Here is a 15,856-nt window from a genome sequence, read left to right as displayed (position 1 = left end):
GCGCGTTACAGACGGACAAGTCACCTGAGTGGGCAAGTCCCGTAAGCGCTTTTACGGGAAATCGAGTGCGCCCGGGCCGAGGGGCGGGACGAGTCCCTCGGCCGCCGCCCGGGTGAGCAGTCCGCGTACCGCCGCGTAGCCGTCCTCGCCGAGTTCCGAGGTGAACTCGTTGACGTAGAGCCCGATGTGCTGGTCGGCGACGGCCGGGTCCATCTCCTGGGCGTGCGCCATGACGTAGGGCCGGGAGGCCTCGGGGTCGTCCCAGGCCGCGTGGACGGACGCACGGATCGACTCGGCGAGGCGCGTGAGCGTCTCGGTGCCCAGGGACCGCTTGGCGATGATCGCGCCGAGCGGGATGGGCAGGCCCGTCGTGGTCTCCCAGTGCTCGCCCATGTCGGCGAGCTTGTGCAGTCCGTAGTTCTGGTAGGTGAACCGCGCCTCGTGGATCACGAGTCCCGCGTCCACCTTCCCGTCCCGCACGGCGGGCATGATCTCGTGGAACGGCATGACCACGATCTCGCCGACCCCGCCGGGGAGCGTGTCGGCCGCCCACAGCCGGAACAGCAGGTAGGCCGTCGACCGCTCGCTCGGCACGGCGACCGTTCGGCCCGTCAGGTCCGCCCCGGCCTCCCTGGTCAGCACCAGCGGCCCGCAGCCCCGCCCCAGCGCGCCGCCGCAGGGCAGCAGCGCGTACTCGTCGAGGACGTACGGCAGCACGGCGTACGACACCTTCAGCGCGTCGGACTCGCCGCGCTCGGCCATGCCGTTGGTGATGTCGATGTCCGCGAAGGTCACGTCCAGGGCGGGCGCGTCCGGGACCCGCCGGTGGGCGAGGGCGTCGAAGACGAAGGTGTCGTTCGGGCAGGGCGAGTAGGCGATGCGCAGCGGGTCAGCGGTGGTCATGTGGATTCCAACTCTCCAGAGCGGGCGCGAGCTTCCCGAAGGCCCCGGTCAGGGCGGCCAGGGCGTCCGCGATGCGCCAGGCGGCTCGGTCACGGGGACCGACGGGGTTGGAGACCGCGCGCATCTCCAGCACGGGCACGGCGTGCGCGGCGGCCGCCTCGGCGACGCCGAAGCCCTCCATGGCCTCGGCGAGGGCGCGTGGGTGCCGGGCGCGCAGCTCGTCCGCGCGGGCGGCCGAGCCGGTCACGGTGGACACGGTGAGTACCGCTCCGGGGCGGGCTCCGGTCACCTCGGCGATGGCTCGTACGAGTGAATCCGGCGGACGGTGGCTGACGGTCCCGAATCCCAGTTCGGTGACCGGTACGAAGCCCTCGGCGGTCTCGGCGCCCAGATCCGCCGCCACGATCTCGTCGGCGACGACCAGGGAGCCCACCGGGGCGGCCGGCTGGAAGCCGCCGGCGATCCCGGCGGACACGACCAGGGCGTAGGGCCGGCCCTCCAGGGCCGCGGCGGTCAGGGCGGTCGCGGTGCCCGCGGCGGCGAGGGCGGGGCCCACTCCGGCGGCGAGCAGGTCGTACTCCGTGCGTCCCTCGCGCGCGCGGTGCAGCAGGACCGGGCCGGGCAGCCGTACCCCGGCCGTCCCGTCCCTGAACGCCGCCGCCACCGCGTCCCGTTCGGCCGGGACCGCGGTGGCCACGAGGACGCGTACGGCGGACGTGGTCAGGCGTCCTTCTTGAGCTTGAAGGACCACAGGCCCAGCACCGACTTGTCGCCCTCCTTGATGGAGACGAGGCTGGAGTCGCCGGAGGCGCCGTACTGGGCGTTGAAGAACACGCTGCCCGGGATGGTCCGGTAGGTCTTCTTGCTGGAGTCGGTCAGCGGCTGACCGTTCAGCAGGATCGTCCAGCCGTTGTCCGCGATCTTCGGGTCGACGCCGAGGCGCACCGTGTCGTCCGGGTCCACCTTGATGGACTTGATCCCGGTGTCCTTCAGACACTTCGCGAGGGATTCCGTGTCCAGGGCCTTGCCGTCGTTGTAGCAGCTGGCCTCGGAGTTGACCGACGAGGTACCGACGGTGATCGTGGCGATCGGTGTCGGCTTGTCACAGGCCGACAGGACGAGCAGTCCGGCGGAAACGGCGCCGGCGGCGGCGACGACGCGGCGGCGTCGCGAGCGGGAGTGCAGCGTGGTCATGGCCGAAGGCTATCGGGACCTTCCGGCCCGCTCCCCACGTGGGGTGCGGCGTGCCCGCTTCGTTACGCCAGCTGCGTCCCTCACGCCACCCTCGGCCGGGCGCGGGGGCCGTGCCGGGCGGAGTCGATCAGGCCGCGCAGGGTGGCCAGCCAGCCGGCCGCCACGATCGCGGCGGCCACCACCAGGCCCAGGGTGCCGTTCAGCGGCATCACGATGCCCACCGCGCCGCCGAACACCCAGGCCATCTGGAGCAGCGTCTCCGACCGGGCGAACGCCGAGGTGCGCACCTGCTCGGGCACGTCCCGCTGGATCAGCGCGTCCAGGCACAGCTTGGCCAGCGCCTGGGCGAATCCGGCCACCGCGGCCAGCACGGCCACCAGGAGGGCGCCGAAGAACAGGGCCGCCACGATCGCCGTCCCCAGCACCACGGCGACCACCGTCACGATGATGATCTCCGGCGTCCGGGACCGCAGCCAGGCACCCACCGCCGTACCGAGCGCGTTGCCCGCGCCCGCCGACACGCCCACGATCCCGAGCGACACCGCCGCGCTCTCCCCGGTCAGCGGATGCTCGCGGAGCAGGAACGCCAGGAAGAAGATCAGGAAGCCGGAGAGACAGCGCAGGGCCGCGTTGGCGCCGAGCGCGTGCGTGACGGCGGGCCCCACCGTCCGCAGCCCCGGCCGCTTCGTCTCCCGGCGCAGCGGGCCGTGCAGATGCTCCTCGTCGGCGGCGAGCAGCGCCACGTCCTCGCCCTTGGCCGAGTCGACCTTCGCGGGCAGGGTGAAGGAGAGGAACGTCCCGGCCACGAAGATCACGAAGGCGCCGTAGAGCGGCCACGGGTCGCCGACGGCGTGCAGCCCGGCCCCGATCGGCGCGGCCACACCGGTGGCGAGCAACCCGGCCAGGGTGACCCGGGAATTGGCCTTCACGAGGGAGAACCCGGGCGGCAGCAGCCGCGGCACGACGGCACTGCGCACCACGCCGTACGCCTTCGACGCGACCAGCACGCCGAGCGCGGCCGGATACAGCTCCAGGCTGCCGCTCGCCACCGCCCCCGAGATGATCAGCGCGAGCAGTGCCCGGGCGAGCATCGCGCCCGCCATCGCGGCGCGCCGGCCGTGCGGGAGCCGGTCCAGGAGGGGGCCGATGACCGGGGCGAGCACGGTGAAGGGCGCCATGGTGATGGCGAGATAGAGCGCGACCCGCCCCCGGGCCTCGTCGGTCGGCACGGAGAAGAAGACGGTGGAGGCCAGCGCGACGGTGATCATGACGTCGCCGGCGCCGTTGACCGCGTGCAGCTCGATCAGTTTGCCCAGACCGGACTCACCGGCGCCGTGCGCGTGCGTGGCCTTGCGGATGCCCCGGGCGGTACCGGTCACCGGGAGGTGCAGGGCACGCCCGACGGAGCGGACGGCACCGCGCATCCGGCCCGCACCGCTACCGGCCCCGACGGTGCGTTGGGGGGATTTCGCGGTTGCCACGTCGTTCATAGTGCCCTGAGACGGCAGTTCCTAGTGCACTTTGTGACCGAGCGAGTCGGAGACGGCGCCGCCGACGGCCGGGCGCCGCGAGGGGTGCGGGGGGCACTCCCGGCCGAGGACCGGGGGAGGAACCGCACGCCCGGCCCACCCGCCCGCACGGCCCCACGACCCCGGGTCGTACCCCCGCCGCGGGCCCCCGCCGCCGCGCAGGCTCCGCGCCGGACTGTCGCCCACGACCGGCGACGGGGTAGCGTGCGTATCTCAGCCATAAAGCACAATGGATGGCAGAGGTGCGCCCGAGAGCGATCGGACGCGGACGTCGATGCGGCCCACAGGTCCGCTCCGTCCGCCCCACCGCCGGAGGCAGCCGCACTCGTGAGACGGCGTAGGAGAGAAGCGATACCTGTGAGCGCAGCGACAACGCGAAGCCGCACCCCCGACCGTCTGTGCGCCGAGGCCGTCGACCTCGCCCGGACCGCCGCCGAGGAGGCCGCCGCACCCGGAGTGGTGGGCGAGCACGCCGGAGCGGTGGCGGAGGGCGACCGCGTCGTCACGCACTACTTCGAGTGCAAGGAGCTCGGGTACCGCGGCTGGCGCTGGGCGGTGACGGTGGCCCGCGCCTCCCGCGCCAAGCTCGTCACGCTGGACGAGGTCGTCCTGCTCCCCGGCTCCGACGCCCTCCTCGCCCCCGAGTGGGTGCCCTGGAGCGAGCGGCTGCGCCCGGGCGACATGGGCCCCGGGGACCTGCTCCCCACCGAGGCCGAGGACCTCCGTCTGGAACCCGGCTACACCGGCGAGGACGGACCGGAACCGAACTCCCCGGTCTCGGAGGAGATGGAGGAGCTGGCCGAGGCGGAGGACGCCGACGTCACCGCGGGCACCCCCGCGAACCTCCCCACCGTCCCCTCCCGGGGCACGATCGCCTCGGTCGCCGAGGAACTGGGCATGCGCCGCGCCCGCGTGCTGTCCCGCTACGGCCTGCACATCGCCGCCGACCGCTGGGAGGAGGCCTTCGGCGCCACCACCCCCATGGCCCAGGCGGCCCCCGCCACCTGCGTCAGCTGCGGCTTCCTCAGCCCCATCGGCGGCTCCCTGGGCCAGGCCTTCGGCGTCTGCGCCAACGAGTTCTCCCCGGCCGACGGCCGGGTCGTCTCCCTGTCCTACGGCTGCGGCGGCCACTCGGAGGCCGCGGTCATGCCGAAGCCTCCGGTGGTGGCGCCCCCGGTGGTCGACGAGACCCGCGTCGACCCGTTCCCGCTCCGCCCGGCCGCCGACTCCGGCTCGGTACCGGCGGTGGCGGACGAGACCTCGGCGGAGCTGGGCCACTCCTGACCCCGCGGCCGCGCGGAGCGGCGGCCGGCCGGCACCGGCCCGCCGCGGCCGCGTGGGCTGCTCGGCTGACCGGGCCGGGCGGGCGGCCGGACGGGTCCCCGGCGCGCGGTACCTTCTCCTCACGTCGACGAGGAGAGTGAACGTGAGCAAGTTCGTGCGGCCCGCCGCCGAGGGCGCCGACCCGTTCGGCACCGCCCGCCTGCGCCGCGGTGTCCTCGACGCCTGGGCCACCAGCCCCGCCCGGTTCCGTGAGGACGCCAACGCCGAGGAGGACCTGGTCCTCGGCGGCTACCGGGACCGGCTCGTCGTGGAACTCGCCCAGAACGCCGCCGACGCGGCCGCCCGCGCCGGTGTCCCCGGCCGGTTCCGCCTCACCCTCCGCGACGGCGTCCTGTTCGCCGCCAACACCGGCGCCCCGCTGGACGCGGCCGGCGTCGAGTCCCTCTCCACCCTGCGTGCCTCCGCCAAGCGGGAGGACACCGAGAGCGCCGTCGGGCGGTTCGGCGTCGGCTTCGCCGCCGTCCTCGCGGTGACCGACGAGCCCGCGGTGGTCGGCCGGCACGGCGGGGTGCGCTGGTCGCTCGCCGAGGCCCGGGAACTGGCCGAGGAGACCGCCCGGCAGAGCGGCGGGCTCGGCGACGAGATCCGCCGCCGGGACGGCCATGTGCCGCTGCTCCGGCTTCCGTTCGCCGCCGAGGGCACTGCCCCGGACCCCTACGACACGGTGGTGATCCTGCCCCTGCGGGACACCGCCGCCACCGACCTCGCCGAGCGCCTCCTGGCCGCCGTCGACGACGCCCTCCTGCTCGCCCTGCCCGGTCTGACCGAGGTCGTGGTCGAGACCGGCGACACCGTGCGCACCCTGCGCCGCCGCACCGACGGCGCGCTCACCGTCGTGGACGACTCCCAGCAGGGCACCACCCGCTGGCGCACCGTCTCCGCGCACGGCCCGCTCACCCCGGACCTGCTGGCCGGCCGGCCGGTCGAGGAGCGGCTGCGCCCGCACTGGTCGCTGACCTGGGCCGTGCCCACGGACGCCGCGGGCGCCCCGGACCGGCCGCGCACCGCCGCCGTGCTGCACGCCCCCACCCCCAGCGACGAGGCCCTCGGCGTCCCCGCCCTGCTCATCGCCTCCTTCCCGCTGGACACCACCCGCCGGCACGCGGCGCCCGGCCCGCTCACCGACTTCCTGGTGCAGCGCGCCGCCGACGCGTACGCCGAACTCCTCGCCGGCTGGCGGCCGGTGGGGGAGGAGATCATCCACCTGGTGCCCGGCCCGCTCGGCAAGGGCGAGCTGGACGGGGCGCTTCGCCAGGCCATCCTGGAGCGGCTGCCGCGCACCGCGTTCCTGCCGCCGGCCATCGAGGCCGGCGAGGACAGCGAACTGCCCGAGGCGCTGCGCCCGCGGGACGCCGAGATCGTGGAGGGCGCGGGCGCGGAGACCGTGCGGGTCCTCGCCGAGGTGCTGCCCACGCTGCTGCCCGCCGGTCTCGAACGCCGGGTCGAGCTGCGGACGTTGGCCGTCACCCGGCTGCCGCTCGCGGACGCCGTCGACCGCCTGGCCGGGCTGGAGAAGGACCCGGACTGGTGGTGGCGGCTCTACGACAGCCTCGCGGGCGTGGACCCGGAACGGCTGTCGGGGCTGCCGGTGCCGCTCGCCGGGGGCACCTCCCGGGGGTTCGGCTCCGGCGGAGGCAGGACCACCATCGGACCCCGTCAGGTGCTGCTCCCCACCGCGGACGCGGTCATCGACCCCGAGGTGCTGGCCCGGCTCGGCCTCAAGGTCGCCCACCAGGACGCCGCCCACCCCCTCCTGGAGAAGCTCGGCGCGCTGCCCGCGACCCCCCGGGCGATCCTCACCACCCCGCAGGTGAGGGCCGCCGTGGCCGCCTCGATGGACGACGAGGGCGGCCTGAACTGGGAGGAGGACACCCTGGACGCCGAGGAACTGGCGGACACCGTCCTCGCCCTCGTCCGGGACGCCGGCCTGGAACCGGGCGACGAGCCCTGGCTGGGCGCCCTCGCCCTGCCCGACGAGGACGGCGAGCCGGCCCCCGCCGGTGAACTCGTGCTCCCCGGCAGCCCGTTCGCCCGGGTGATCAGGGAGGGTGAACTCGCCGCCGTGGACGCCGACCTGGCCGACAAGTGGGGTGAACAGCCGCTGGCCGCCTGCGGGGTGCTGGCGGACTTCGCCCTCGTCCGCGCCACCGACGTCGTCCTGGACCCGGACGAACTGGAGCCGCGCGAGGGCGACTTCGCCGAACCCGACGACGCCGGCCTCCTTGACGCGGTCGACGTCTGGTGCGAGGACATCCTCGACCGCTTCCCCGACTCGCCCGTGCCCCCGGTCGCCACCGAGCTGATCGCCGTCCGTGACCTGGACCTCGTCGACGAGGACCACTGGCCCGAGGCGCTCGCCCTGCTCGCCCGGCCGCCGCTGCGGGACGCGCTCACCCAGCCGGTCCGCGTCCTGCTGCCGGACGGCACGCACGAGGTCGTACGGCCGTACACGGCCTGGTGGCTGCGCGGCCACCCGGTCCTCGACGGCCGCCGCCCCGCCGGGCTGCTCGCCGCCGGCGGCGACCCGCTGCTGCGCGGACTGTACGAGGAGGCCGACGCCACCGGGTTCGAGGACGAGCAGGTGCTGCGGGCGCTCGGCGTGCGGACCTCGGTCGCCGCCCTCCTCGACGAGCCGGGCGGCGCCGCCGAACTCCTGGACCGCCTGGCCGATCCGGAGCGCACGGTGACCTCCGGTCAACTGCACGCGCTCTACGGCGCGCTGGCGGACCTGGACCCCGAGCAGGTGACCCTTCCCGACGAGCTGCGGGCGGTGGTCGACGGCCGGGTGGAGGTGGTGGACGCGGCGGACGCGGTGGTGGTGGACTCCCCGGACCTGCTGCCGTTCACGGCCGGCGTCCCGCTGCTCCCGGTACGGCCCGCCCGCGCCGCCGAACTGGCCGACCTGTTCCAGGTGCGCCGGCTGAGCGAGTCGGTGACCGGGTCGGTCGACTCGGACGGCACCGAGCACGCCGTTCCCGAGTCGGTGCACGTCCTGCTCGGCCCGCGCACCCCGCAGACCTACGTCGAGCACGAGGAACTGGTGGTCGACGGCGTCGAGATCGACTGGCGGCTGACCGGGGACGGCGTCCTGCACGCCGCCACCCTGGAGGGCGTCGCCGCGGGCCTGGCCTGGGCGGCCGACCAGTGGCCGCGCCGCTTCGAGGTGGCAGCGCTGCTGGAGGACCCGTCCCGCACCGAGGAACTGGCCCGGGACCGCTGGTTCGACTGAGGCAGGGCCCAGGGTCCGGCTGGGGCAAGACCCCGGACCGGACCGGGCAGGCCCCCGGTCCGGTCCGGGGTCAGGTGCCGCTGACCGTGCTTCGCGCGGTCAGCGCGGTTCCACTTCCAGGAAGTACTCGAAGCGGTCCAGGTCGAGCGTCATGCCGGTCAGGCGGTGGATACCGTCCGCGTGTTCGGTCCGCAGCGGGTGCACGTCGGTGAGGTGGTGCGTGGGGATCGCCAGCAGTCTCGACAGCGCGCCCGCGCCCACGGACGAGACGTCGGTGACCGATTCGGGGGTGTCCTCGTCCTTGGGGTAGCAGGCGACGAGGTATCTCATGGGGGCACCTTCCGGGCTGATGCGTCCAGGCGGCCGACGGTCGGGGCGGCCGACGGGAGGAATCTCTCACAGAACCCCCGGCTTTTCGCACAGCTTTTCGTACAACCTTTCGCTGATTCCGTGGATCTGAGCGGGCGAGTCGACAGGCTCACCGGTCACTTCCACACAGGGGACCCCATGCGCATACGCGCCACCACGTTCGCCCTCTCCGGCGTCCTGGCCCTCTCCGCCCTTTCCGCCCTCTCGGCGCCGGCCGCGCAGGCCGCGCAGGCCGCCGCCGGTTCCTCCCGCAGCCCCGCCGGCCTGGCCGAGCTCGTCCGGGCCCACCAGGGCACCGCCGGCCGGTCGGCGTACACCGGCGCGACCGCCGCCGACGCGGGCGACCCGTACCCGCTGGACCTGTCCTTCTCCGACGTGCGGATCAACAAGGGCAGGCCGATCGTCGCCGGCACCACCACCCACGGCACCTTCCCGGTCACCTACAAGGTGACGCACGGCGCCGACGTCGACATCCACGCGGACGACTTCCTGATGGACGTCGAGATCTACCGCGGTGCCGGCATCGACGACCCGGCGAACGAGCTGTTCGGCGTGGACTGGCCGACCTGCACGGACACTTCGGCGACCACCGCCGACTGCAGGGGCACCATCGACGTCTACGCGGACACGCAGCTCCACAACGCCGACGCCACCACCTGGAAGGCGTTCGGCTTCGCGCTCGCCCTCAACGGGCAGGACCCGTCCGGCGACGACTGGAGCAAGATCGGTGCCGCCGAGCAGGACGGGCTGGCCACCACCCGACTCCAGCGGCTGTCGAAGCTGACGGTGAACGCCGCCCCGGAGCCCGTGAGGAAGGGCAGGACCGTCACCGTCACCGGCAAGCTGTCCCGCGCCGGCTGGGACGACGGCCACTACCACGGCTACGCCGACCAGTCCGTGCGACTGCAGTTCCGCAAGAAGACCTCCAGCACCTACACGAACGTCAAGGGCATCAGGTCGTCCTCGACCGGTGCGCTGAGGACGACGACCACGGCGACGGTCGACGGCTACTACCGCTTCTCCTTCGTGGGCACCACCACGACCCCCGCGGTCGACGCGACGGGCGACTACGTCGACGTGCGGTAGCGGAGGTCCCTCCCGGGCGGTTCCCGGCGGTCTCATGGAGACGTAATCCGATCGCAAAGTAAGCAAAATCTGATCGGGTTACGTCCCACCCGTACAACCAGTCTCAGCTCTCGTGGATCTGATCAGTCGAGTCAAGAGACTCCCTCGATCACCTGGGCCCCGCGCCCACCCTTCTCCACCTGGGGAATCCATGCGTATTCGTGCCACTGTGGCCGCCCTCTCCGGCGCCCTGGCGCTCACCGCGTTCGTCGCTCCGGCCGCGCACGCCGCAGGCAGCGCGCCGAACGTCACCTTCTCCAACATGAAGATCAACAAGGGCAGCAGCATGGTCGTCGGCACGGCCAAGACGTCCTTCGCGGTCACGTACACCGTGACCCACCCGTCGAGCCTGAAGGCGACCGACTTCGCCACCGGCCCGGCCATCTACCGCGGCACCTCGGTCACCCAGCCGAGCGACCTGTTCGCCTCCGACGAGCCGGGCACCTGCACCGCGGCCTCCACCACCGTTCTCAACTGCAAGGCCACGCTGAACTTCACGGTCGGCGGGGACGACGACCTCATCAACTCCGAGGCGGGCTCCTGGAACGTCGGCGGCATCGCCGCCGGCACGGGCGGCGTGAAGTGGGTGGGCGGCCTGGGCACCACCAAGGTCCTGCGCGCCACCAAGCTGACGGTCAACGCCACCCCCGAGCCGGTCAAGAAGGGCAAGACGGTCACGGTCACCGGCACCCTGACCCGCGCGAACTGGGAGACCAACAAGTACGGCGCCTACGGCAGCCAGTCGGTGAAGCTCCAGTTCCGCAAGAAGACCTCCAGCACCTACACCACGCTGAAGACCATCAAGGCCTCGTCCACGGGCGCCCTGAAGACGACGACCACGGCGACGGTCGACGGCTACTACCGCTACTCCTTCGCCGGCTCCTCCACGAGCCCGGCGGTCAGCGCCACGGGCGACTTCGTCGACGTGCAGTAGCCGGACCCGGACCCGACGCCCGCCCCACCGGTGCCGCACCGGTGGGGCGGGCGTGCTTCACCGTTCACACCGGGTACCTCCGCTCCACCCACTTCCACAGGAACTCCAGCACCACCGAGGCCACCACCGCCACCCCCACCGCGGTCCACGGCATCACGGCGCCGACCAGTTTCAGTGCGAAGAAGCTCTGCAGGGCCGGCACCACGAGGACGAAGACGAAGGCGACACCCATCGAGGCCACCAGCGCCACCCGCCACCAGTTGTACGGGCGGGCGATGATCGCCAGGATCCACATGGAGATCAGGAACAGGGTCACGGTCGCCGCGCTGGTCTCCGCGTCCAGGGAGCCCGCGCCCGTGTAGTAGTGGCGGGCGATCAGGTACGTCACGAAGGTCGCGGCACCCGCCAGCACCCCGCCCGGGATCGAGTAGCGCATCACCCGGCGGACGAAGTGCGGTCTGGCCCGCTCCTTGTTGGGGGCCAGGGCCAGGAAGAAGGCCGGGATGCCGATGGTCAGGGTGGACAGCAGGGTCAGGTGCCGGGGCAGGAAGGGGTATTCGACCTGCCAGCAGACCACGAACACCGCGAGCAGGACCGAGTAGACCGTCTTGACCAGGAACAGGGTCGCCACCCGGGTGATGTTGCCGATCACCCGGCGCCCCTCGGCCACCACCGAGGGCAGCGTGGCGAAGCTGTTGTCGAGCAGGACGATCTGCGCGACCGCCCGGGTGGCCTCGGAACCCGAGCCCATCGCCACACCGATGTCCGCGTCCTTCAGGGCGAGCACGTCGTTCACGCCGTCCCCGGTCATCGCGACCGTGTGCCCACGGGACTGCAACGCCCCCACCATGTCCCGCTTCTGCTGCGGGGTGACCCGCCCGAAGACGGTGCCCTCGTCGAGCGCCTCGGCCATCTCGGCGGGCTCGGCGGGCAGCCGGCGCGCGTCCACGGTCGTACCGCTCAGTCCGAGCTTCGCGGCCACCGCGCCGACCGACACGGCGTTGTCACCGGAGATCACCTTCGCCCGGACCTCCTGGTCGGCGAAGTAGCGCAGGGTGTCGGCGGCGTCCGGCCGCAGCCGCTGCTCCAGGACCACCAGGGCGGTGGCGGCGGCGCCGTGCGCGACCCCCGGATCGTCGAGGTCCCGGGTGGCGCGGGCCAGCAGCAGCACCCGCAGCCCCTCCTCGTTGAGGCGTACGGTCTCGGCCAGCGCGGGGTCGTCGGCGCCGAGCAGCACGTCCGGTGCCCCCAGCAGCCAGGTGCTCAGTTCCCCGTCGCCCTCGCTGAACGTCGCCCCGCTGTACTTGCGGGCGGAGGAGAACGGCAGCGACTCCACGCACCGCCAGTCCTCGCTGTCGGGGTAGGCGTCGATGATCGCCTTGAGGGAGGCGTTCGGGCGCGGGTCGGACTCGCCGAGCGAGCCCAGCACCCTGCGGACGTACCCCTCGTCCACCCCGTCCAGCGCCCGCAGTTCGGTGACGTCCATGCCGCCCTCGGTGAGCGTGCCGGTCTTGTCCAGGCAGACGGTGTCGACGCGGGCGAGGCCCTCGATCGCGGGGAGCTCCTGGACCAGGCACTGCCGGCGGCCCAGCCGGATCACGCCGATCGCGAAGGCGACGGAGGTGAGCAGCACCAGCCCCTCGGGGACCATCGGCACGATGCCGCCGACCGTGCGGGCGACGGCGTCCTTGAGGCCGTTGTTCTTGACCACGAGCTGGGTGGCGACCAGGCCCACGGCGGCCGGGACCATCATCCAGGTCACGTACTTGAGGATGGTGGAGATGCCGGTGCGCAGCTCGGAGTGGACCAGTGTGAAGCGCGAGGCCTCCTCGGCGAGCTGGGCCGCGTAGGCCTCCCGGCCGACCCGCGTGGCCGAGAACGCGCCACCGCCGGCCACCACGAAGCTGCCGGACATCACCTGGTCGCCGCGGCGTTTGACGACCGGGTCGGCCTCACCGGTGAGCAGTGACTCGTCGATCTCCAGGCCGTCCGCCTCGGCGCACACCCCGTCGACCACGACCTTGTCGCCGGGGCCGATCTCTATGAGGTCGTCGAGCACGATCGCGCTGGTGGCCACTTCCACCGCGGCTCCGTCACGGCGCACGGTGGGCCGTGACTCGCCGATCACCGCGAGCGAGTCCAGGGTCTTCTTGGCCCGCCACTCCTGGACGATGCCGATGCCGGTGTTGGCCAGGATGACGAAGCCGAACAGGCTGTCCTGGATGGGCGCGACCACCAGCATGACCACCCAGAGCACACCGATGATCGCGTTGAACCGGGTGAAGACGTTGGCGCGCACGATCTCGCCGATCGAGCGGCTGCTGCGCACCGGTACGTCGTTCACCTCGCCGCGCGCGATCCGCCGCGCGACCTCGGCGGCGGTCAGTCCGCCGGGCCGGGCCGGGGCCGGCAGCGGAACCGGGTGCACGGGGTCGAGTTCCGCGCCCGCGTCGATGTGCGTCATACGTTCGACGGTACGTGCGGATTTGCGCGTTCACCTGCCGAGTGCCCGGAAGATCCGACCAGGGGAGGAGGGGGGTCCTGCCCTGGGTGGAGGGCGGCCTCGGGGTCTCCCCTACAGGGAGCGCGCGGCCTCGGCCCGTTTGATGGCCGTGTCCCGCTTCTTCACGTACCAGACGCCGATCAGTCCGAGGCCGCCGCCGGCCAGGCAGGTCCACACCCACCAGGCGTGGCCGTGGTCGGAGTACCAGCCGTAGAAGGGGAGCTGGGCCAGGAAGAGGACGAACCAGATGATCGTGCCGCCGATGATCGTCGGTACGACGGGACCCTCCAGGGGTTCCGGTGCCTCGTGCTGGGGGGTCCACTTCGCCATGGTGCTCAGCTTACGCATCCCTGGGGTCTACGCGCGGAGATGGCGATCCAGGACTCATATGTTCATACTGAAACCGTTTGTGTCTGGCTACTTATGATCGTAGGAACATCCAATGTCAACCCCGGCTTCCACCCAGGCCCCCGCCCCCGAACAGCCGGGTGCGACCCCCGCGTACGGCGCGCTCGACCGGTACTTCAAGATCTCCGAGCGGGGCAGCACTCTCGCCCGTGAGGTGCGCGGCGGCTTCGCCACGTTCTTCGCGATGGCGTACATCATCGTGCTGAACCCGATCATCCTCGGCAGCGCGAAGGACATGTACGGCCACCACCTCGACAACGGTCAGCTGGTCACCGCCACCGTCGTCACCGCCGCGTTCACCACGCTGCTCATGGGCGTCATCGGCAACGTCCCGATCGCGCTCGCGGCCGGTCTCGGCGTGAACTCCGTCGTCGCCCTCCAGCTCGCGCCCCGGATGTCCTGGCCGGACGCGATGGGCATGGTGGTGCTGGCCGGCATCGTCGTGATGCTGCTGGTCGCCAGCGGTCTGCGCGAGCGCGTGATGAACGCCGTGCCCTACAGCCTGCGCAAGGCGATCTCGATCGGAATCGGCCTGTTCATCATGCTGATCGGCCTGGTGGACTCCGGCTTCGTCACCCGGATCCCGGACGCCGCGCAGACCACCGTCCCGCTCCAGCTCGGCATGGACGGCCACCTCAACGGCTGGCCGGTCCTGGTCTTCGTGCTCGGCGTGCTGCTGACCCTCGCGCTGATCGTCCGCAAGGTCGCCGGGGCGATCCTGATCTCCATCGTCGCGATGACCGTGCTGGCGCTGATCATCAACTCCGTCGCGCACGTGACGAACTGGGGCCTGACCGTCCCGAAGTGGCCCGGCAACCCCGTCTCCACCCCCGACTTCGGCCTGCTCGGCAAGGTCAGCCTCTTCGGCGGTTTCGGCAAGGTCGGCGTGCTGACCGGCATCCTCTTCGTCTTCACCGTCCTGCTGTCCTGCTTCTTCGACGCCATGGGCACGATCATGGGCGTCAGCGACGAGGCGAAGCTGACCGACGCCCAGGGCTACATGCCGGGCATCAACAAGGTCCTCTTCATCGACGGTGTCGCCGTCGCGGCCGGCGGTGCCAGCTCCTCCTCGGCCACCACCTGCTTCGTGGAGTCGACGGCCGGTGTCGGCGAGGGCGCCCGGACCGGCTTCGCCAACGTCGTCACCGGCGCGCTGTTCGCCGTCGCGCTGTTCCTCACGCCGATCGCCACGATGGTCCCCTCCCAGGCCGCCACCCCGGCGCTGCTCGCGGTGGGCTTCCTGATCCTGGCCGGCTCGGTCAAGGAGATCGACTGGGCCGACTACACCGTGGCGATCCCGGCCTTCGTCACCATGGTGATGATGCCGTTCACCTACTCGATCACGAACGGCATCGGCATGGGCTTCATCACCTTCGTGGTGCTGCGGCTGACCGCCGGCCGGGCCAAGGAGATCCCGGCGGCCATGTACGCGGTCGCGGCGGTCTTCGCCTTCTACTACCTGATGCCGGCGCTGGGTCTCACCTGATCCGGCTCCGGCCGGTCCGGGTTCTCACGTGACCTTGACCTGATCGCCGTAGAACCTCTCCGTCTCCTCGACGGCGGCCGAGAACCGCTCGTCGAAGTCGTCCCGAATGAGCGTCCGGACCACATAGTCCTGGACGCTCATTCCCCTTTTCGCCGCGTGGATCCGGAGCCGGTCGAGCAGCTCCTCGTCTATCCGCAGGCTGAGCACACTGGTCCCCATGCATACGAGGGCGCCACATCCGCGCGCCCGATGCGTTACTTTCCGGATTCGGCTCACTCGTACGGGTGACAGTGGGATTCCGTGACCGAGGTTACGGGCATGCTGGCGTGTCCCGAGTGGTCCTTAGCATGGGTAATGAGTTACTCTAAAGACATGCCGGACCTTACCCATGGCGACGACGCTGCCGCCGTGAACGCCCTCCGCTCCGCCGTGATGCGACTCTCGCGACGGTTGAAGCACCAGCGGGTCGACGAGTCACTGAGCCCCACCGAGATGTCGGTGCTGGGCACCCTCTCCAACTGCGGCCAGGCCACCCCCGGTGAGCTGGCCCGCAAGGAGCACGTGCAGCCGCCGTCGATGACCCGCATCGTGGCGCTGCTGGAGGCCAAGGGCCTGGTCCGTCTGGAGCCGCACCCCGAGGACCGGCGCCAGAAGGTCGTCACCAGGACCGAGCAGGCCGAGGCGATGCTCGAGGAGAGCCGTCGCAAGCGCAACGCGTTCCTGGCCGGCCTGGTCGACGGCCTCGACGAGGACGAGTGGGCCAAGCTCCGCGCCGCCGCCCCCGTCCTGGAGAAGCTCGCACATCTGTAAGCCCTGCAACGAGGAGGCGAAC

Annotated in this window: 14 protein-coding genes; 6 read left to right on the top strand and 8 right to left on the bottom strand. The window is 72.1% G+C overall.

Features of this window, described 5'->3' with window-relative positions; translation table 11 throughout:
- Positions 1 to 51: 51 nt before the first annotated feature.
- The 4 genes from ACFY3I_RS32125 to ACFY3I_RS32110 all read right to left on the bottom strand — a co-directional run bounded on the left by ACFY3I_RS32125 (position 52) and on the right by ACFY3I_RS32110 (position 3,521).
- Positions 52 to 903, bottom strand: coding sequence for a 1,4-dihydroxy-6-naphthoate synthase (locus tag ACFY3I_RS32125; RefSeq protein WP_365295396.1), 852 nt, complete (start codon positions 901 to 903; stop codon positions 52 to 54).
- Positions 890 to 1,654: a futalosine hydrolase gene (locus ACFY3I_RS32120; RefSeq protein ID WP_390864576.1), complete on the bottom strand. Its 765-nt coding sequence runs from the start codon at positions 1,652 to 1,654 to the stop codon at positions 890 to 892. The genes ACFY3I_RS32125 and ACFY3I_RS32120 overlap by 14 nt, the downstream gene beginning before the upstream one ends.
- Positions 1,624 to 2,097, bottom strand: a complete 474-nt coding sequence (locus ACFY3I_RS32115) for a DUF2771 domain-containing protein (RefSeq protein ID WP_365295400.1) — start codon at positions 2,095 to 2,097, stop codon at positions 1,624 to 1,626. The genes ACFY3I_RS32120 and ACFY3I_RS32115 overlap by 31 nt, the downstream gene beginning before the upstream one ends.
- Before the next feature lie 80 nt (positions 2,098 to 2,177).
- Positions 2,178 to 3,521, bottom strand: coding sequence for an MFS transporter (locus ACFY3I_RS32110; RefSeq protein WP_365295481.1), 1,344 nt, complete (start codon positions 3,519 to 3,521; stop codon positions 2,178 to 2,180).
- A gap of 462 nt (positions 3,522 to 3,983) precedes the next feature.
- Between ACFY3I_RS32110 and ACFY3I_RS32105 the strand changes: the two genes are divergently transcribed.
- Both ACFY3I_RS32105 and ACFY3I_RS32100 read left to right on the top strand, forming a co-directional pair.
- Complete coding sequence (locus tag ACFY3I_RS32105) at positions 3,984 to 4,910, top strand: DUF3027 domain-containing protein (RefSeq protein WP_365295402.1); 927 nt, start codon at positions 3,984 to 3,986, stop codon at positions 4,908 to 4,910.
- A 142-nt stretch (positions 4,911 to 5,052) separates the two neighbouring features.
- Complete coding sequence (locus ACFY3I_RS32100) at positions 5,053 to 8,199, top strand: sacsin N-terminal ATP-binding-like domain-containing protein (RefSeq protein ID WP_390864575.1); 3,147 nt, start codon at positions 5,053 to 5,055, stop codon at positions 8,197 to 8,199.
- Between the two features lie 99 nt (positions 8,200 to 8,298).
- Here the strand turns inward: ACFY3I_RS32100 and ACFY3I_RS32095 are convergent, their stop codons facing one another.
- Entirely contained in the window at positions 8,299 to 8,529 is a 231-nt protein-coding gene (locus ACFY3I_RS32095; protein ID WP_365295405.1) for a hypothetical protein, read from the bottom strand.
- A gap of 177 nt (positions 8,530 to 8,706) precedes the next feature.
- Between ACFY3I_RS32095 and ACFY3I_RS32090 the strand changes: the two genes are divergently transcribed.
- Together ACFY3I_RS32090 and ACFY3I_RS32085 are read left to right on the top strand one after the other, a co-directional pair.
- Positions 8,707 to 9,654, top strand: coding sequence for a hypothetical protein (locus ACFY3I_RS32090; RefSeq protein WP_390864574.1), 948 nt, complete (start codon positions 8,707 to 8,709; stop codon positions 9,652 to 9,654).
- A gap of 190 nt (positions 9,655 to 9,844) precedes the next feature.
- Positions 9,845 to 10,627 (top strand): hypothetical protein, encoded by a 783-nt coding sequence (locus tag ACFY3I_RS32085; protein ID WP_390864573.1) that lies wholly within the window; start codon positions 9,845 to 9,847, stop codon positions 10,625 to 10,627.
- A gap of 64 nt (positions 10,628 to 10,691) precedes the next feature.
- Here the strand turns inward: ACFY3I_RS32085 and ACFY3I_RS32080 are convergent, their stop codons facing one another.
- Both ACFY3I_RS32080 and ACFY3I_RS32075 read right to left on the bottom strand, forming a co-directional pair.
- Positions 10,692 to 13,091: an HAD-IC family P-type ATPase gene (locus ACFY3I_RS32080; RefSeq protein WP_390864572.1), complete on the bottom strand. Its 2,400-nt coding sequence runs from the start codon at positions 13,089 to 13,091 to the stop codon at positions 10,692 to 10,694.
- A gap of 111 nt (positions 13,092 to 13,202) precedes the next feature.
- Entirely contained in the window at positions 13,203 to 13,460 is a 258-nt protein-coding gene (locus ACFY3I_RS32075) for a DUF2530 domain-containing protein (RefSeq protein ID WP_390864571.1), read from the bottom strand.
- 112 nt (positions 13,461 to 13,572) lie between these two features.
- On the opposite strand from ACFY3I_RS32075, the gene ACFY3I_RS32070 reads away from it, so the two are divergent.
- Complete coding sequence (locus ACFY3I_RS32070) at positions 13,573 to 15,024, top strand: NCS2 family permease (RefSeq protein WP_390864570.1); 1,452 nt, start codon at positions 13,573 to 13,575, stop codon at positions 15,022 to 15,024.
- A gap of 24 nt (positions 15,025 to 15,048) precedes the next feature.
- On the opposite strand, the gene ACFY3I_RS32065 is transcribed toward ACFY3I_RS32070, so the two are convergent.
- Complete coding sequence (locus ACFY3I_RS32065; protein ID WP_365295415.1) at positions 15,049 to 15,243, bottom strand: ribbon-helix-helix protein, CopG family; 195 nt, start codon at positions 15,241 to 15,243, stop codon at positions 15,049 to 15,051.
- Between the two features lie 153 nt (positions 15,244 to 15,396).
- On the opposite strand from ACFY3I_RS32065, the gene ACFY3I_RS32060 reads away from it, so the two are divergent.
- Positions 15,397 to 15,834 carry a MarR family winged helix-turn-helix transcriptional regulator gene (locus ACFY3I_RS32060; RefSeq protein ID WP_181804999.1) on the top strand — a complete coding sequence of 146 codons (438 nt, stop codon included), beginning with the start codon at positions 15,397 to 15,399 and terminating at the stop codon, positions 15,832 to 15,834.
- Positions 15,835 to 15,856: the final 22 nt, after the last annotated feature.

The sequence above is a fragment of the Streptomyces sp. NPDC001068 genome (assembly GCF_042897315.1).
Taxonomy (GTDB): Bacteria; Actinomycetota; Actinomycetes; order Streptomycetales; family Streptomycetaceae; genus Streptomyces.
The sequence above is the reverse complement of the archived record's forward strand: the minus strand, read 5'-3'. Positions and strand labels throughout refer to the sequence as shown.